The organism is Luteimonas notoginsengisoli (assembly GCF_042648885.1).
In the GTDB taxonomy this organism is placed as follows: Bacteria; Pseudomonadota; Gammaproteobacteria; order Xanthomonadales; family Xanthomonadaceae; genus Luteimonas; species Luteimonas notoginsengisoli.
On sequence record NZ_JBHRYF010000008.1, the window covers coordinates 253,842 to 272,761 of the forward strand.

An 18,920-nucleotide genomic window follows, 5' to 3' on the forward strand; every position below is an offset into this window, starting at 1 on the left:
CCGCCGAGATTGCCCCATGCAAGACGTTCTTCAGCTCCTTGCCGCCCTCCGGGGCCGTTACAACCAGGCGGAGCTGGCCGGGGCCTTGGGCATCACCGCCCGTACCCTGCGGCGCTGGGAGACAGGGGAGACCGAACCGCCTCCGTATGCGGCCGACGCCATCCGCCAGCGCCTGATGCCCCTGGCCGGTCCCGGCGAGCCGGAAGACTGCGACTTCCGCTTCATCGACCTGTTCGCCGGCATCGGCGGCATCCGCATGGCCTTCGAGGCCCACGGCGGGCGTTGCGTGTTCACCAGCGAATGGAACCCCTGGGCGCAGAAGACCTATCTGGCCAACTTCCCGGAATCGGCGCACACGCTGGCAGGCGACATCACCGCGATCGACGAGCGCGACATCCCGGACCACGACGTGTTGCTGGCCGGCTTTCCCTGCCAGCCTTTCAGCATCGCCGGCGTGTCCAAGAAAAACGCGCTGGGCCGTGCCCACGGCTTTGCCGACGAAACCCAGGGCACCCTGTTCTTCGACGTGGCCCGCATCATCGCGGCCAAGCGGCCTGCGGCCTTTCTGCTGGAGAACGTCAAGAACCTGGTCAGCCACGACAAGGGCAATACCTTCCGGGTCATCAAAAAGGTGCTGGAGGAAGAGCTGGGCTACCACATCGTCTGCAAGGTGGTGGACGGCGCGCACTTCGTGCCGCAGCACCGCGAGCGCATCCTGATCGTCGGCTTCCGCGAGAAGACCGGTTTCAGCTTCGACGACCTGACGTTCCCGGCGCACAGGCAGACGATGAAGGACATCCTGCATCCGCAGGACGGCAGCGAGGAGCCGGAGTCGCACTACACCGTCGGCCCGAAGGCCAAGGTCGATGCCCGCTACACGCTCACCCCGAAGCTGTGGGCCTATCTGCAGGCGTACGCGGACAAGCACCGCGCCGCCGGCAACGGATTCGGCTTCGGCCTGGTGGGCCCGGACAGCGTGTCGCGCACGCTGTCGGCGCGCTACTACAAGGACGGCTCGGAGATCCTCGTGTCGCAGGGCCCGCGCCGGCGCCCGCGCCGGCTCACGCCCCGCGAGTGCGCCCGCCTGATGGGACTGCCAAACGATTTCGTCATACCGGTCAGCGACACGCAGGCCTACAAGCAGTTCGGCAACAGCGTGGTCATGCCGGTCATGCGGGAGGTGGCCCGGGTGATGAAGCCGCGCATCATGGAGCTGATCGTCCCGGAGCTGGCAAAGCAGAAGTCCCTGCTCGCCGCCTGAGCCGATGGACGTCGTCGACCGTGCCACGCGCAGCCGGATGATGTCCGGCATTCGCGGCAAGGACACGAAGCCGGAACTGGCGGTGCGCAGCTTCCTGCATCGTGCGGGGCTGCGCTTCCGCCTGCATGCGAAGCTGCCGGGCAAGCCCGACCTCGTGCTGCCCAGGTATGAAACCGTGGTGTTCGTGCATGGCTGCTTCTGGCACCGGCACGAAGGCTGCCGCTACGCCACGACGCCGGCCAGCAACGTCGAATTCTGGCAGGAGAAGTTCGCCGGCAACGTGCAGCGGGACGCGCGGGTGAAACGGCAGCTCGAGGAAGCAGGCTGGCGGGTCGAGACGGTGTGGGCCTGCCAATTGGGCGAACAGGAGCTTGCCGGGCTTGCGGACAGGATCCGGAACGGCGCACCAGCGGGGAGGCGTTGATGGCGGCTGACGATAGGGACCGATGGCTGTCGGAAGTCGAACTTTCCACGGTCTTCACGATGCTCCGGGACAACGGCGTGACCGAGGTCCTGTACAAGGTGCTTCCGCGCAATGCGAACAGCAAGAATCAGGTCTATCTGGCCCCCGATCTGTCCCAGCTCGGGAAGATTCCTTCCGGCGAAGTGACGGCGCATCAATCGGTTTCCGCAAAAAGTGGAAAGCAGGAAGCCGTCTTCCGCTCCGCCCTCGATTTTCACTGGCTGGATGCCCAAGGGCAGACGCACGCGGCGCCGAATGCGCAACTCATCTTCTATCCGCAGTATCCGGAAGTGCGGTTCTCGGGCTTTCTGCTGGGTTGCAGGCACGCACCGACGTCGCTCTGGGTGAAGGAAAAGCGCGGCCAGGAGCCCGACCGCATTCTTGTTCTGGGACTCGGCAACGGCCGCAAGGTCATCGCCACTGTCCTGCCGCCGGAGTCGCCGGCGGCCAGGGCGATCCGGGCGACGGAGCCGCACGAGCCCTATGGCGCTCTGCACATGCTGCCCATGCCCGGACAGCGGGAAGTCGACGGCTTTCGCGAGCTCATGCGCGAGCTTTGCGGCGTCCACGGACGCTCGTGGGTTCCCTCGACACGCCTCGACCCCGACGGCGCTCTGGTTGCCTGCAACGCGTCGAACTGCAACGGCAACACGCTGGAGTCCCTGCTGGGAATCCGTTCGAACGGGTACTCGCTGCCCGACTTTCGCGGGTGGGAGGTGAAGGCGCGGCAGGTTGCCAACGTGGACAGGCCGGGCGCCAGCACGGTCACGCTGTTCACCCCCGAACCCACCGGCGGGGTCTACACGGATGCCGGCGTCGAGGAATTCGTGCGTCGCTACGGCTACCCCGACATGAGGGGTCGCGACGATCGTCTCAACTTTGGCGGCATCCATCGCGCAGGCACGCCGGCCCATCGCCTCACCGGTCTTCGTCTGGTGCTCGACGGCTTCGACACCGTGAAAAGATTTGCGCCCAACGGCGCCGTCCAGTTGCTGGATGCCAGCGACAACGTCGCCGCGTCGTGGTCCTTCGCGAAACTGATGGACCACTGGAAAGCCAAACATGCTGCCGCAGCCTTCGTGCCGTCGCAGCAGCGCAAGGCGCCGGATCTGCAGTACCGTTTCGGCCGCCGGATCCTGCTGGGCGAAGGTGCGGAGTTCGGCCTTTTCCTCAACGCCGTGAATGAAGGCAGGGTCTACTACGATCCGGGCATCAAGCTGGAAGGCATCAGCACTGCCACACCGAAGCCGAAGAAGCGCAGCCAGTTTCGTGTTGCCAGCAAGGATCTGCCGGCGCTCTACGAATCGAGCCGGATCGTGGACGCGTGCGAGGAAGCGGGTCGGTGAGACAGAGGTTCGAACAGTCATCCCGGAGATGACGCGACTCCCGTGTGATGCTTCGGCATCCTTGTGCTCGAGAGGTTGAACACGCCGCACGTGTTTTCCAGCGATCGGATCTGCAGCCAACCCGACCTCGAGATTGTTGAGGCATGTCACCATCCTGGATTCTTGCTCCCGCCTCCAGGCGCATACTGGCTTCTCCGTGATGGCGAATGTCGATGGCCAGATCGCGAAAGCTGACCTATGCCCAGGCCGCACGCATCCTGCGCACCCTGGAGCTCGGCGGGACCGGCGTCGCCGCAGCGAAGGAATACGGCGTCACTCCGGCCACGATTTCGCTGTGGCGGCCCTACATCGGACTCGACGAGGAATGGCTGCTACGGGTGAAGGAACTCGAACGCACCCGGAAGAAGCTGCGTCGCCGTCTCGCCTTGGCTCGGCTGCAAGTGAAGATTGCCGCGTCCCTCTTCCGGCAGCTCGAACCCAATCCCCGTCGCCGCGCACTTTTCGCAACTGCCATCCGGTCGCAACACCCGATCTGCCGTCATCGCGCCAACGAAATCCTGGGCCTGACCACTGCCGGCACCATAAAACCGGTGCGTCAGGGAGATGCCGCGCTGATCGCGACGATGCGCGCCTATCTCACCGAAAACCCCGGCGAGGGCTTCCCCAAGATGTTCCGGATCCTCCTGCAAGGGTCAGGATGCACCCGCTTCCACGCCGAGATGCTCTACCGGCAGGCGCGGCTCACGAAGCACTTCAGGAATCGGACCACGCGATTGCCTGGCCCATGTGACAGGCGCGTACGTGTCACTGGTGCACCGGACTCCACATGGTCCATCGATTTCCTGGTGGATGCCCTGTCGGATGGCCGGCGCTACTGGGTGCTCAATGGAGTGGACGAGTTCAATCGTGAGTGCATCTTCACCAAGGTTCTGGCGCGCGCGAGCACACGTGCTGTCGTGCACGAGTTGGAAGCTGCTCGCCTAGCCGGCCGCGTGCCGGCGAAGATTCGAAGCGACAACGGAGCGGAGTTCAAAGGCTTGGAGTACTTGCGCTGGGCAAGTCGTCACGGAGCCAGGCTCGCGTATGCGCGGCCCGGACACCCCATCGATAACGTCTGCGTCGAGCGCGTCCATCGAACGATGCGCGCCGAAGTCTTCAACTGCTATCGATTCGAGAGCATCGAGCAAGTCCAGTGGCAGCTTGACTACTGGCGCATCCGGTACAACCTAGTGCGGCCGCATATGTCGCTCGGCATGATGAGTCCCGTGCAGTACGCACAGCTGGCGAGGCTCGGGCGGGGCTAGCCGTACTTCGCTAGCAGCACTGCTCCATCGAATGCTGCGCGACAGGCCGCATTCAACCCGGTCGCAAATGGCGACGCTGTGCCGACTGGAATTCGCCCTAGCACAGCCGCATCTGTCCAGCTCGGCTCTGTCGGCAGATTGTACGTGCTGTATGCGATGAACCCGACGCCGGCAATGATATCCAGCGCGCCCATAGGAACGCGCGTTCTTGTAGGGATTCAGGCCGAATACCTTGCATCGATTGAAGTCCCCACATCGCCACCATGAGCGGTCACTGGTCAGACGCTGAGGCAAATCCGAAGTTCGGGATCGGTCATCGCCGCGCACCAGTAGCGGCGGCTACAACCTCAACAATGAAGGCCTGCATCGGCGGGTCCTGTGCTTAAAGGGCAGGCGGAAATGGACGCAAACCTATTTCGTGGGATCGCTTCGTCAAACTGTCGTCAACGTCATGCTCTGACAGCATGAAGATCCACCGCGGGGAATCGCAGAATCCCTACCTTGTTAGCCCACCGGCTTCCCCACCTTTCACGTGAAGTACCCTAACGGAAACCAGACCCCTCGGACCGCCGTCACTCCCATGTTCGGCAATACGTGGCCTGGATCCAGACTACGCACGTCCACATCCTCAATCACGGTCTCGACCCTCAGTTGGGGGTACTTGGCAAAAACAGTGGATGCAAGTAACTGCAATGCATCAGATTGGTCATACCCGGTAACACCGCAACCAAGCGAGAGCGGCGAAAAAGGAGGAAGGTTCTCAAAGGTGAACCAGAATCGCCGAAGCACATCGTTCTCCTACGGTTTAGGTTCGAAACGGATTGATGGCAAGCCCGCGTCCGGCGCGCCTTGCAAGATGCCATGCGGGGCCAAGCTGGGCAAATTTTGCTGCAACCCATCGAAATTGCCCGAATTTGAACCTGCTGTGGTGTAATCAATATCGCTACGTGTCCCTGGCCCCTTGCCGATGGGTAGATCCGTCCCTACTCCCCGTCTAGTCCCGGATGCGGCGGAACCAACAACATCCAATGGCCTACCCGCTTGATTCACCACGGATTGAATGGCTTTCGCCTCGGCTTTTGTTAAGTCACCAAATCTGGATGGAAGGTTTCCTGCCCTTGTTGCTAATCCTGTGAAGGCACCGGCAGCCGCAGTCCCAACTTCAACAATCGCTGCTCCGGCCAACTCGTTACTGGCGATCGGAAGTTGTGGTGCATTTATCATCGCCGCTGGATTGCCAGAGGCCATCCCTGCGGCGGATGACAACTGATTGAATCCCTGCTTTGCAGCACCAGTCAGATTGCTCGCTGCTGTTCCTGGTTCACCGCGGCTTCCTAGTGCGGTCGTGCTTGGCAATATGAATTCTTTTATCTTTTCCCATGATTGCCGCCCGTCCGGATCACTAAATCTGTACGGATTATTGTTCGCATACCAATAGGCGTTGAAATTCGCTCCGGTACTGGCATCTGCGTTTACCGGGTCTCGCGATAGGAACCTCCCTAAGATCGGATCGTAGTAGCGCTGCTGCATGTACACCAATCCGGTCGCCGCATCTTCGTGATGACCGGTGTAACCGGGCCCATTCCGGGGCAACCGATTGGCTGCCCACCCGTAAGGCTCGTACTTGGTTTCCTCCACCACCATTTGGCTTTCGTTGGTGATCGCCACCGGGCTCCCCAGCGCATCGGTGTGCTGATACCGGATGTTCACCGGCGTTGCAGCCCCACTGTTGGGCAGGCTTCGCTCGGCAAGGAGGTTGCCGCCAAGGTAGATGTACTCCCGGCGCTTGGCCTCGCCTTGATCCTGCGTGAATAGCAACTTGCCGTCCAAGCCGTAGACCGACCGCAGCACGCCGCTCCCGTTGACCAGCCGGTTCGAGGCGACTCGACGTCCGAAGCCGTCGTACCAGTACTGGTTCTCCCGGTTCACCACTTCACGCAGCCGATTTCCGTAATCGAACTTGTGGATCACTTCATTGCGCTGAGCAAGATTACCCTGCAAATCGTAGCCAAGGCCCGTGATCGTCTCGCCCGTGCAGCCATTGGTCTTGACGTTGGTCAGCTGCCACTTGGCGTCATAGCAGTAGTAATGATCACGAATCCGGTTGCCACCGGTCACCCTCACCCGAGTCAGGTTATCCAGCACGTCGTAGGTGTAGGTCGCAGTTCCGAACATGTCTGACGAGACTGTGCTGGTCAGCCTGTTCAAATCGTCGTAGGTCATGGTGCGGTTGCCCGGGTGATCGGCCCGGCCATCGCTGATCGACATCACGTTGCCGTTTCGATCGTAGTCGTAACCGTCATTGAGCACCGCGGCCGTGTTGCAGGTGCTGGCGAAGTCGCAACTGGTGTCCGGCAGCCCACGAGGGTTCTGGGTCAATGTGTGCTTCAGGCCATTACCGTAAGTGAACGCCTTGATTGCCCCGTTTGGATGATAAGTGACGTCGCTGGCGAAGATGCCGGCCTTCGTCGGTTGGCCCAGGGCATTGGGGTCATAGTCAACTATCGAACCCAGGTAGCTCGCCGGATATATCAGACTGGCCAAGTGGCCATTGGCGTCGTAAGTGTGAGCGAGAGTATGCGCACCCCAACCGGTCAATTCCTGGGTTTCGGTCGCCAGCAGCCTGCGCCGGTTGTAGGTGTACCGGTTGGTCACTATGTGGGTGTCGCTGAGCATCGTGGTAACGATTCTGCTAGGCAAGCCATCAGGTGTGTAATCCCAGGTCTGGTTGCCTTCGCCGTCCGGAAAGCTCAGGGTCTCTAGCCGGTTCCGTGCGTCGTAGGTCCGCGTGATTCTTCTAGCCAGGATGGCGGCCGTATTGCCGCTTGCCTCGCAGGGCGTGCCCGCCGTCAGCCCCGAAGCCGACCAGGCGAGGTTACCGAACCCGTCGTAGCCCTTCAGGGTGGCACCAGTCTCCGGGTCCAACGAGCGGCACAGCTCCTGGAAGTTGTTGTAAGTGTAGCTCCTGGTCAGAGCGACACTGCCGTCACTATTGCGACGCGTCATCGTGAGCGGATTACCGAAAGTATTCCGGGTAATTTCGGTGTAAACCCCTTCTGGATGGGCAATGCCGACAGGCCATTGAAATGTCGGTTGGTCGTACGCCCTGTAGGCGGTCGTGGTTTGATTTTCCTTGGCATCCGTTACTCTGGTCTGGAACCCGTCCAGATAGTCCGTCAGGGTCGTCAGCAAACCGAGTTCGGAGTCCTGGGAAACGACGGTCGTTCGGCCCAACGAGTCATATTCGGTCCATGTACCGGTATCGACCTCATGGCTGACGCCGGGATACGACGCGAAGATCACATGCCCCTCAGGGTCATACGCGAAACGCTGGAATCGTTGCGTTCCGGATTTGTCGGCCGCGTCATATTCGTGGACGAGCAAGGGGCGCCACAGAGCGTCAAAGTACGTCAGCTTCTTTCCATCGCCAGTCGCAACGGTTTGACGCCAGTGTCCGGCCTGAATGCCGTACTCCATTCCGTTGACGAGCTCAAACAGCTGCGTTGTTTCCTTCCAGGGACCGCTGTCTTCTGCCGGATAGGCAATAGTGGCCAGCCTGCCCATCGGATCGTACGTATAGCTGGTCGTGTAACCGAGCTCATCCGTGACGGAAGTGAGCCACCCCTTGACCCCATCCACCGTGGCTGCGCGCGAGCTGCCATCTTCGAACTCGATCGACCGCGGGATCCCGCGCGTCCAGCCGCCCAGCGTGGTTACGTTGTTGTTGCCATCGGTGACCGTTGCTACATTGCCATCGGCATGGTAGGTCAAGGACTGCTGCAGCTTGCCGAAGGACTTGAAGGTTTTGGGCTGAGCATTGGAGTTGAATTCAACTTCCGAGACAACGCTCCCGTCAACGGTGGACCTGGCCACCTGCCCCAGCACCCATTTGGAGGTGTTGTCCGAGTATGTGATTACTTCGGTCTGGCTATAGGTCTGGGCCAGACACGCAAAGGTGGAGAAGAGTCCTGCGACACCGACGAATCCGGCACGCAGGAACTTGCCACCCGACGCCTTCAAACCGATCTGCATCCGTGATGTTCCAGTCATTGATCTTCCCCTGACTCCGGCGTCACCCCATCAGGAACACCTGGACCACCAGGCCCCGGACCAGTGCTCGGGACAGTGAACCCCTTGCTTGCAGAATAGGCACCACAACTCATCAAGTCGCAGGCTCTTACCCGATAACTGTATGTGGTGCCCGGCATGGCTGCGGGCAGCACGTACTGTCGATCGCTTCCCGTGTAAACGATACTGATTGTCTGAACCGCAACTCGCGTTCGAGTCTGTTCCAGTTCGTACCTGGCCGCATTGGGTACTGCAGTCCACGACACCGAGTAAGGCAGGTCCGGTTGCATCGGCACACTGGCTGAAATCGTTGCAGTTGCCATTGGCAATGTGACCGCCACATTCTTGCTGGACGAATAGGCAGCACAACCGGCTACGTTGCACGCCCTCACTCGATACAGATAGTTTCCGGATTTCTGACCTGACACCGCCTTGCTGCGTGATGCGGCATCCTGGAATTTCGCCCACGCGCCGGAGTTTTCCGCCTTGTCCAACTCATAGCGGGTTGCTCCGGGAACGGCAGTCCAACTGACAGTGTAGGAGCCTGTCGAGCTGGTGGCGGGAGCAGTCAACGCTGGCTCATCACCAGTCGGTGGCAAAGTTACCGCCACTGCCTTGGCCGGTGTGGACCACGCGGAGCAGGAAGTATTGAAGCAGGCTCTTGCCGAGTATCCCCAGGTTGCGCTCCCCTTGCCGCTGATGGATCGGCTCCTGGCGGTTCCGTTCTGTATGGTCGTCCACGACCCGGCGTTGGATTGCTCACGCAATTCGTACCGGTTGGCAGTCGCCACTGCAGTCCAGCTGACGGAGAACGCGCCGGTATAACTGGCATCGGGCGCCGTGAGGATTGGCGCGGACGCGGGTGGGAGAGTCACTACGACTATGTCGGCGGGGAGGGACCAGCCCGAGCAACCTCCGACATTGCATGCCGCGGCGCTATATCCCCATGTTCCCGACACCCTTCCGGTGAGCATCTTCGGTACGGCGGGGTCCGTGGTTGTCCAGGACCCGCCGTTAAGCTGTTCGCGGAGCTTGTAATAGGTCGCGCCACTGACTGCACTCCAGGTGAGGAGGTAGTTGCCCGTAGCGTTCGTGGCTGGAACCACCACGTCTGGAGGCGAAGCCGGTGGGAGAGTCACCACGACCGTCTCGGGGAGGGACCAGTCCGAGCACCCGCCCACGTTGCACGCTGCGGCGCTGTACCCCCATGCCCCTGACGTCTTGCCGGTGATCGACGTGGGGCTGGTTGCCGAAGTCGGGGCTTTCCACGCCCCGTCGTTGAGCCGCTCCCGCAGCTTGTAGGAAGTCGCACCGCTGACCGGAGTCCACGTGATGGGAAAGTCCCCCGTCGAACTGGCGGCAGGGACCACCAGGTCTGGAGGCGAAGCCGGGGGGAGAGTCACCACGACCGTCTCGGGAAGGGACCAGTCCGAGCACCCGCCCACGTTGCACGCCGCGGCACTGTACCCCCATGTTCCTGACGCCCTATCGGTGATCGGTGTGGGACTCGTTGCCGAAGTCGGGGTTTTCCACGCACCGCCGTTCAGCCGTTCCCGCAGCTTGTAGGAGGTTGCACCGCTGACGGCATTCCAGGTGATGGAAAAGTCGCCCGTCGAACTGGCGGCAGGGACCACAAGGTCGGGCGGCAAGGACGGAGGGAGGGTCACCACGACTGTCACGGGCAAGGACCAATCCGAGCACCCGCCCACGTTGCACGCCGCGGCGCTGTATCCCCATGTCCCTGACGCTTTATCGGCGATTGATGTGGGACTGGTTACCGAAGTCGGGGTTCTCCACGCGCCACCGTTCAGCCGTTCCCGCAGCTTGTAGGAGGTTGCACCGCTGACGGCATTCCAGGTGATGGAAAAGTCCCCCGTCGAACTGGCGGCAGGAACCACAAGGTCTGGAGGTGAAGCCGGGGAGAGAGTCACCACGACTGCTTCGGGAATTGACCAGTCCGAGCATCCGTTGTCGTTGCACGCAGCGGCGCTGTACCCCCACGTCCCCGATGACCTTCCGGTGATCGAAGTGGGGCTGGTCGCTGAAACCGGGGTTTGCCACGCATCGCTATTGAGCCGTTCCCGCAGCTGGTAGGAAGTCGCGCCACTCACTGCGCTCCACGTGATGGAATAGCTGCCCGACGAACTGCTGGAAGGAACAACCAGATCTGGTGGAAATGCCGGCGCTAGCGCGACCGAGATTGATGCGGACGCGGACCACGACGTGCAGCCGGCGCTGGCACAAGCGCGTACGGCATAGCTCCAATTGCCATTCCCCTTTCCACTAATTGGCCTTGACAGTCCAGACGTCTCCGGGAAAGCAGACCACACCCCGCCTTCACCTCGCTCACGCAATTCGTACGTGTCTGCTCCGGACACGCTGTTCCAGCCAACTGCGTATGACCCGGTATTGCTGCTCGAAGGAACAAGAATCGAGGGCACGTCCGCGGGCGGCAAGTTCACGCCCCCTGGGGTCGAACCCAAGGTCGCAACCGCTGATGACTTGACGATCTCGATGGGCCGTCCGAACACATCGAAGGATGTGACCTGTCGAGTGAAGACGGCCTCGTCTTGAACGATGTCCCGGCGACGCAAGGGCCGCAACCCTGCTTGCATCACTTCGTCCATTCTCGCGGAACCCGGCGAACCGACGATCTTCGGGAATGGCTGACCCTCCAGGTCGCCATCCGCCACGTAGGTGTTGAGGGTGGTCCGTTGAACCACACGCCCCTGTGGCGTCTGGTAACCTTCTTCGACCATCAGGAGCTGGCCGGCGTTGCGTTTGTACATGTTTCCGAACGTGCGTCTTTCGTACGAATTTTCCGGCCCTAGCACAACAGTGGATTTCGTGGCTGGGCAGGCAAACTCTGTCGGCGGATCAGCGCACACTTCTTCAAATGCGAGCCCGCCCCCTCCGTAGTAGTTGTAGGTCCATTGCATCGCCGGCAAACCCGGGCCAACGATGGTTTTTGATACCAGCGTCAATGAATCGTTGAAGTTGGGAATCGTCAGATATCTATACGACATCAGCCCTTCGTCTATGAAGGTATTGCAAAGCTTGGGAACGTTGCTTTGGAAGTGACGTTGAACTGCAAAGTCATAGGTCGCGGTTGCCCCCGACGGCAGCGTTATGGCGATGGTGTAACCGCCTGTGGACCCCTCCGGCGCGGGACATCGAGGCACAGGGCCACCGGCATCGCCTTCGTACAGAGGAAGTGACGGAGTTGGCTGTACCTCCAGGGCGCCCGTCGAGGTTGCACGCCAGTGAGAGCCATCCGGCAGTGCGACGACAATCGAGTTGTCGCTGGGATATGAGTAGGTCCATGTGCCGACGCTTGACGACACTGTACCGACCTTGTCGCCATTCCAGCTGTCGATCTGAATGAATCTGCCATCGCTTGCAAGTATCTTTTCGAGCTTCTCTCCGTTGTACTTGTACGTGACCCAATTTCCGAATCGATCTTCAATCCGGCTGACGAGGAAATAGACCATTTTCCTGTCCATGCGACTCGTCGTGTGGGCGTAGTTGCCGTAGCGCTTCGAGAGGCCCGTGTACGATTTCACGACCACATGATCGAAATGATATTTCTCGCCGCCAGGAGAGATTGCGATGAAGCCTTCTCCGGGATAGCCGTTCTCTGTTTCCGGCAAGCATTTGAACGCCCAGAAGTCCTTGGTCATGATGGTTGTTCCACCGTCCGGCTTTGGCAGCACGGGTGCGGGGGAGTGCAACATCAATTGATCGCCAGCCCATGGAATGTGCATCCAGTTGCCACTCCAGTAGTCTGAGGCGCTTATGTAGGGTGTGCCTTGCGGCGGCGTCCCGTAAGCCGAGCAGCGCGCATTAGGATTCGTTCCCGCCACCTGCCAGCCCGCCGGGGTATGCACGCCTTTCAGGTAGGGAACATCGAGGATCCCGAAAACGCCGAAGCCGATCAGATCCGAGGATCCGGTAGACATCCGATCTTCAACCGGCAGTGCTCTTTGCAAACGTACCGGCAACGAACTGTTGCCAGGGATATCGATATCAGTCCACCTGAACTGCACGGATCCGCTCGCCAAGTCGATGCTGTCACCAAAGGAATCCGTGCCCAGCGGCTCGATGCTGGAGCTCTTCTGGATGGTCTCGGTGTACTTCTGATCGAATCGGACCGTCCCTTGCGCTCCGGCTTCTTGGTGCCATCCGCCCATGCCCAAGAGGAGGAGCGTCCCGAACGCGATGCGCATCGAATGACTCCAATGCGGATGTTTCGTCAGCCACGGTCCGCTGAACAACGGAGTTGCGCGCGACAGTTTGGAACGCGACGAATCATCGCGAATCAAGAAACCTTGCATTCTGGATCCCCTGTTCCCTTCAAAGCTGGAGGTCGAACTCAAAACTTCTGCCCGCGCGAATTACTGCTGCGGACACCCCTTGCCCGACCTCCGAGTTATCGGCCAAGCCCACACAAGACACACCCTTCCCGAGCCGCTACTTGCACTGCGAAGCGCACCAGTTCAATGAAAGCTCCCGCGAGCGCCTCCCAAGTTGCGCATGACGGTTCCCCAGCCATTCCTTTTGGTGCTGGTGGCCATTTGACTATGAATTGGATGTCCTTTGCGTGGCTTTCGATCTAGGAAAAATTCCTGGCTAACGCGGGTCAGTGCAATGGCTGGCCCTTGATGTCTGCGAATCGCGGGATTCCTGGAGTGAAGCTCCCGCGTAGCTGGTCTAAAGTGCTGCAGCAAGAAGGGCGGCCATTCGGCCGCCCCTCGTCATCTCATTCGGGCATTCACCCGCATGCGTCGAATGGAAATGCAACCCTCAGACGTGGAGCGGATTCGGCTTCTCCGCATCGATCTTGTACAGCTTGATCGCCCGCGCGACATCCTTTGCCGTCATCTTGCCTTCCGCCGCCAGCCCCGCGATCGCGGCCTGGGCGACGTGGAAGCGGTCCACTTCGAAGTGCCTGCGCAAGTTGGCGCGGGTGTCGCTGCGGCCGTAGCCATCGGTGCCGAGCACGGTGTAGTGCATCGGCACGAACGCGCGGACCTGTTCGGGGTAGGCGCGGATGTAGTCGGTGGCGACGATGGCCGGGCCCTGGCGGCCTTCGAGCTGCTGGGTGATGTACGCCTTGCGCGGGGTCTTGGCTTCGGGGTGGAAGCGGTTGTGGCGTTCGGCGGCCTGGCCGTCGCGCGCGAGCTCGTTGAAGCTGGGGCACGACCAGATGTCGGCGGTCACGCCGAAGTCCTTGTCGAGCAGGTCGGCCGCGGCGATCACTTCGCGCAGGATGGTGCCCGAGCCCATCAGCTGCACGCGGTGCTCGCCCTTCTTCGGCTTGCCGGCGTCCTTGAACAGGTACATGCCCTTGAGGATGCCCTCGGCGCTGCCTTCGGGCATCTCCGGGTGGGCGTAGTTCTCGTTCATCAGGGTGAGGTACCAGTACTCGTCGTGCTGCTCGGCGAGCATGCGCTGCATGCCGTGCTGGACGATGGTCACCACCTCGTAGCTGAAAGCCGGGTCGTAGCTGCGCACGTTGGGGATCAGCCCGGCCTGGACCATGCTCTGGCCGTCCTCGTGCTGCAGGCCCTCGCCGTTGAGCGTGGTGCGGCCGGCGGTCGCGCCGAGCAGGAAGCCGCGCGCGCGCATGTCGCCGGCCTGCCAGGCGGCGTCGCCGATGCGCTGGAAGCCGAACATCGAGTAGTAGATGTAGAACGGCAGCAGCTGCAGGTCGTTGGTGCTGTAGCTGGTGGCGCAGGCGAGCCACGACGCGAACGCGCCGGCCTCGGTGATGCCTTCCTGCAGCACCTGGCCCGCCGCGTCCTCGCGGTAGTACATCAGCTGGTCGGCGTCGACCGGCTTGTACTTCTGCCCGTGCGGGGCGTAGATGCCGATCTGGCGGAACATGCCTTCCATGCCGAAGGTGCGCGCCTCGTCGGCGACGATCGGCACCAGGCGCGGGCCGACCTGCTTGTCGCGCAGGGCGATGTTGAGCATCTGCACGAAGGCCATCGTGGTGCTGATCTCGCGCTCGCCGGTGGACTTGAGCAGGCGGTCGAAAGTGGCAAGCGCAGGCACCGCCAGCGATGTGCTGGCCTTGCGGCGGCGCTGCGGCAGGTAGCCGCCCAGGGCGCGGCGGCGCTCCTGCATGTACTCGACTTCCGGCGACTTCTCGCCGGGGTGGTAGAACGGGATCTGATGGTCTTCGAGCTGCTTGTCGCTGACCGGGATCTGGAAGCGGTCGCGGAACGCGCGCACGTCCTCGTCGTCCATCTTCTTGGTGTTGTGGGTGGGGTTGAGCGACTCGCCGGCCGCGCCCATGCCGTAGCCCTTGACGGTCTTGGCCAGCACCACGGTCGGCATGCCCTGGGTGTGCACCGCCTCGTGGTAGGCGGCGTAGACCTTGTGCGGGTCGTGGCCGCCGCGGTTGAGGCGCCAGATGTCGTCGTCGGACAGGTTGGCGACCAGCGCCGCGGTCTCGGGATACTTGCCGAAGAAATGTTCGCGCGTGTAGGCGCCGCCGAAGGCCTTGCAGTTCTGGTATTCGCCGTCGACGGTTTCCATCATCAGCTGGCGCAGCTTGCCGCTGGTGTCGCGCGCCAGCAGCGGATCCCAGTAGCTGCCCCAGATGGTCTTGATGACGTTCCAGCCGGCGCCGCGGAACTGGCCCTCGAGTTCCTGGATGATCTTGCCGTTGCCGCGCACTGGGCCATCCAACCGCTGCAGGTTGCAGTTGATGACGAACACCAGGTTGTCCAGGCCCTCGCGGCCGGCGACGGAAATCGCGCCCAGGCTCTCGGGCTCGTCGGTCTCGCCGTCGCCGAGGAAGCACCACACCTTGCGGTCGGTCTTCGGCATCAGGCCGCGGCCTTCGAGGTACTTGAAGTTGCGCGCCTGGTAGATCGCGGCGATCGGGCCGAGGCCCATGCTGACGGTGGCGGTCTGCCAGTAGTCGGGCATCAGCCACGGATGCGGGTAGGAACTGACCCCGCGGCCGTCGACTTCCATGCGGAAGTTGTCGATCTGCGATTCGCTGATGCGGCCTTCGAGGAACGAGCGCGCATACACGCCAGGCGAGCCGTGGCCCTGGATGTAGAGCAGGTCGCCCGGGTGCTCGTCGCTGGGCGCGCGCCAGAAGTGGTTGAAGCCGACGTCATAGAGCGTCGCCGACGAGCCGAACGTGGCGATGTGGCCGCCGAGGTCGCCGGGCTTGCGGTTGGCGCGGGCGACCATGGCCATTGCGTTCCAGCGGATCAGCGAGCGGATCCGCCATTCCATCTGCGAGTCGCCGGGGGACTTGGCTTCCTGGCCCGGCGGGATGGTGTTGATGTATTCGGTGGTCGGCGCGAACGGCAGGTGGGCGCCGGCACGGCGGGTGAGCTCGACCATGCCGTTGAGCAGCTGGTGCGCACGCGCGGGGCCCTCGCGGTCGATGACGGCCTTGAGCGATTCGAACCACTCCTGGGATTCGGCCGGATCGGGATCGTTGACGAGGACTTCGTTGAGCCAGTTCATGGTGCGCGCTCCGCCGCGGCCCGCTGGCCGCGCAGTGGTCGTGGATTAGAGCCTCCATTCTATCAGGGCGGTCCTGCGCGCCGGCCGGCCCGCAGCGTTTCCGCGGCGGGCTGTACCCGGCCACGCCGCGGAGCGCGGAGCGGTTGCGATTGGCCGGTGCCACCGCCATCATCGCGCCGGGGGGAGCCGTGGACGCGTGGGCGTTCGCCCCTTTCCTCGTCCAGGCGTAGCGCATGCCCCACAGTCGTCGACCCGAACCGACCCCCAAGTGGCGCCTGGCGCTGCTGCTGCTGGCGGTCGCGCTGATCGTGGTGGTGCCGGCGGTGCTGCTGCGCACGGCCGCCATCGAAAGTATCGCGGCCCTGGAGCAGGTCAACCACTCGCAGCAGGTCGAGGCGCAGGCCTACGCGCTGGCCTACGACGTGCGCAACGTGGAGTCGGCGGTGCTGGCGACCGCCGCCGGGGTGGAGGACGCGGAGCTGCCGGCCCGGCTCGAGGAGAGCCGCATGCGGATCGCGCCGGCCCTGGATACGCTGCAGGCCCTGACCCGCGACAACCCGGGGCAGCAGGTGCGGGTCGGCCATCTGCGCGCCAACGTCGAACAGCGCATGGCCGAAGTCATGCGCGGCGAACAGGACGGCGTGTCCGCGGCGGGCGTCGAAGCGCTGGTCACGCGCTTCCCGATCCGCGGCATCGTCGCGGAAATGGTTGCCGAGGAGCGCAAGCTGCTGGCGCAGCGCGTCGCGGCTTCCGACCGCACCCGCAGCCGCGCCGAACTGCTGCGCTGGGGCGCGATGCTGGCGCAGCTGGCGCTGCTGGGCACGGTGACGTTCTTCGCCAGCCGCCAGATCGCCGGGCGACTGTCGGCCGAGCGCTCCACCCGCCGCGCCAGTGCGCGCGCGGCGGTGGTGCTCGATACCGTGCGCGAACCGATCGTGCTGGCCGACGCCGGGCTGCGCGTGGTGATGCACAACGCGGCGTTCGCCGAGCTGTTCGGCATCGAAGGCGACGCGACCGGCGCGCTGCTGGCCGAGGTCGGCGGCGGGGCGTGGAACGACGAGGAAACCCTGCGCCGGCTTGGTGACGTGATGGCGCGCGACCGCGAACTGTGGGACTTCCAGCGCCGCCAGGAAACCGCCGACGGCTTCGAGCGGGTGATGCTGATCAACGCGCGCCGCATGTCGCTGCCCGACAGCGAGGACGACGCGGTGCTGATCACCGCCAGCGACATCACCTCGCAGAAGGCCAGCGAGCTGCAGATTCGCGAGCTCAACCGCCAGCTCGAAGGCAAGGTGGAGCAGGTGTCGGATGTCAACCGCGAGCTGGAGGCGTTCAGCTATTCGGTCTCGCACGACCTGCGCGCGCCGCTGCGCCACATCGCCGGCTTCGCCGACAAGCTCGGGCGGCAGTTGGGCGACGACATCGACGACAAGAGCCGCCATTACCTCAACGTGATCTCCGGCTCGGCGCGGCGGATGTCGGCGCTGATCGACGACCTGCTGGTGTATTCGCGCCTGGGTCGCAGCGCGCTGCGGCCGCAGGTCGTGGACCTGCAGTCGATGATCCACGACACCCGCTCGATGCTCGACGCCAACGCCCACGCCGACAACCCGGACCATGTGATCCACTGGCGGATCGGCCCGATGCCGGTCTTGGTGGCCGACGAGAACATGCTGCGGCAGGTGTGGCTCAACCTGCTGGGCAACGCGGTCAAGTACAGCGCGCGCAGCGAGCCGGCGGTGATCGAGGTCAGCCACGACCACGAGGCCGATGGCAGTCATCGGTTCAGCATTCGCGACAACGGCGCCGGCTTCGACATGGCCTACGCCGGCAAGCTGTTCGGCGTGTTCCAGCGGCTGCACGCGGCCTCGGAGTTCTCCGGCACTGGCATCGGCCTGGCCAGCGTCAAGCGCGTCATCACGCGCCATGAGGGGCGCATTTGGGCAGAATCCGAACCCGGCAAAGGCGCCACCTTCCACTTCACCCTTCCAGGCAACCTGGAACCCACCAGCAAGAGCACGCCCACCGCATGAGCACCATCCGCACCATCCTGCTCGCCGAAGACAGCCCCCACGACGCCGAGATGGCGCTCGACGCCCTGCGCGATGCCAACCTGGTCAATCCGATCGTGCACGTGGAGGACGGCGTCGAGGCGCTGGACTACCTGCTGCGGCGGGGCCGCTTCGCCGACCGCCCCGAGGGCGACCCGGCGGTGCTGCTGCTGGACATCAAGATGCCGCGCATGGACGGCCTCGAAGTGCTCACGCAGCTGCGCCAGCACGCCCACCTCAAGCGTCTGCCGGTGGTGATCCTGTCGTCCTCGCGCGAGGAAAGCGACCTGGCCCGCAGCTGGGACCTGGGCGTGAACGCGTACGTGGTCAAGCCGGTGGACGTGGACCAGTTCTTCGAGGCGGTGAAGACGCTCGGCAGGTTCTGGGCCGTATTCAACGAAGCGCCGCAGGATCCCTGAGGTTCGGTGGCGATGTCGAAGACCGATCCTCTTCGACCCACCGCTGCCGGAAGCAAGGAAGGAACGGAAGCGCTCCCCACGCGCCCACCTTCGCCGCCTTGGCGCGTGCTGCTGGTCGACGACTGCGCCGACGATGCCGAGCTGACGATGATCGAACTGCGCGCCGCCGGCATCCCCGCCGACTTCGCGCGCGCCGACAGCGAAGCCTCGCTGCTCGCGGCGCTGGACCGCGCGATCCCCCATCTGGTGCTGTCGGACCTCAACATGCCCGGCTTCGACGGCGCCCGCGCCCTGGCCATCGTCCGCGAGCGCGCGCCCCAGGCGCGCTTCGTGTTCCTCACCGGCGCCCTCCGCGAAGACGCCAGGCTCCCCGCCGTGGACGGCGTGCTGCTGAAGCACGACCTGCACGCGCTGCCGGGGCTGGTGCGGGAATTGTTGGGGGATTGAGTCCGAAGCTTTTTGTAGGAGCGGCTTCAGCCGCGAGCTTTTCGGATTCCGGAACGGAAAAGTCAAA

Annotated in this window: 10 protein-coding genes; 7 read left to right on the forward strand and 3 right to left on the reverse strand. The window is 63.2% G+C overall.

Annotated features, from left to right (window positions below; genetic code table 11):
• The first annotated feature begins 16 nt into the window (after nt 1-16).
• From dcm to ACFOM9_RS09120, 4 genes are all read left to right on the forward strand, one after another.
• Nucleotides 17-1,261 carry a DNA (cytosine-5-)-methyltransferase gene (dcm, locus tag ACFOM9_RS09105; protein WP_386709296.1) on the forward strand — a complete coding sequence of 415 codons (1,245 nt, stop codon included), beginning with the start codon at nt 17-19 and terminating at the stop codon, nt 1,259-1,261.
• A gap of 4 nt (nt 1,262-1,265) precedes the next feature.
• Nucleotides 1,266-1,685 carry a very short patch repair endonuclease gene (locus ACFOM9_RS09110; RefSeq protein WP_386709299.1) on the forward strand — a complete coding sequence of 140 codons (420 nt, stop codon included), beginning with the start codon at nt 1,266-1,268 and terminating at the stop codon, nt 1,683-1,685.
• Nucleotides 1,685-3,070 carry an MvaI/BcnI family restriction endonuclease gene (locus ACFOM9_RS09115; protein WP_386709302.1) on the forward strand — a complete coding sequence of 462 codons (1,386 nt, stop codon included), beginning with the start codon at nt 1,685-1,687 and terminating at the stop codon, nt 3,068-3,070. The genes ACFOM9_RS09110 and ACFOM9_RS09115 overlap by 1 nt, the downstream gene beginning before the upstream one ends.
• A 212-nt stretch (nt 3,071-3,282) precedes the next feature.
• The gene (locus ACFOM9_RS09120) at nt 3,283-4,374 is read left to right on the forward strand and encodes an IS3 family transposase (protein ID WP_386709305.1); all 1,092 of its coding nucleotides are present in this window, start codon (nt 3,283-3,285) and stop codon (nt 4,372-4,374) included.
• A 798-nt stretch (nt 4,375-5,172) separates the two neighbouring features.
• Here the strand turns inward: ACFOM9_RS09120 and ACFOM9_RS09125 are convergent.
• The 3 genes from ACFOM9_RS09125 to aceE all read right to left on the reverse strand — a co-directional run bounded on the left by ACFOM9_RS09125 (nt 5,173) and on the right by aceE (nt 15,936).
• Nucleotides 5,173-8,406 carry an RHS repeat domain-containing protein gene (locus ACFOM9_RS09125; RefSeq protein WP_386709307.1) on the reverse strand — a complete coding sequence of 1,078 codons (3,234 nt, stop codon included), beginning with the start codon at nt 8,404-8,406 and terminating at the stop codon, nt 5,173-5,175.
• 14 nt (nt 8,407-8,420) lie between these two features.
• Complete coding sequence (locus tag ACFOM9_RS09130; protein ID WP_386709310.1) at nt 8,421-12,668, reverse strand: hypothetical protein; 4,248 nt, start codon at nt 12,666-12,668, stop codon at nt 8,421-8,423.
• Nucleotides 12,669-13,245: 577 nt separating this feature from the next.
• Complete coding sequence (gene aceE / locus ACFOM9_RS09135; RefSeq protein WP_386709313.1) at nt 13,246-15,936, reverse strand: pyruvate dehydrogenase (acetyl-transferring), homodimeric type; 2,691 nt, start codon at nt 15,934-15,936, stop codon at nt 13,246-13,248.
• Nucleotides 15,937-16,169: 233 nt separating this feature from the next.
• On the opposite strand from aceE, the gene ACFOM9_RS09140 reads away from it, so the two are divergent.
• The 3 genes from ACFOM9_RS09140 to ACFOM9_RS09150 all read left to right on the forward strand — a co-directional run bounded on the left by ACFOM9_RS09140 (nt 16,170) and on the right by ACFOM9_RS09150 (nt 18,853).
• On the forward strand, nt 16,170-17,969 hold the full coding sequence (locus ACFOM9_RS09140; RefSeq protein ID WP_386709316.1) for a sensor histidine kinase: 1,800 nt from the start codon (nt 16,170-16,172) through the stop codon (nt 17,967-17,969).
• The gene (locus tag ACFOM9_RS09145; protein ID WP_386709319.1) at nt 17,966-18,406 is read left to right on the forward strand and encodes a response regulator; all 441 of its coding nucleotides are present in this window, start codon (nt 17,966-17,968) and stop codon (nt 18,404-18,406) included. Before ACFOM9_RS09140 ends, ACFOM9_RS09145 begins: the two co-directional genes overlap by 4 nt.
• A 105-nt stretch (nt 18,407-18,511) precedes the next feature.
• Nucleotides 18,512-18,853, forward strand: coding sequence for a response regulator (locus tag ACFOM9_RS09150; protein WP_386709322.1), 342 nt, complete (start codon nt 18,512-18,514; stop codon nt 18,851-18,853).
• Nucleotides 18,854-18,920: the final 67 nt, after the last annotated feature.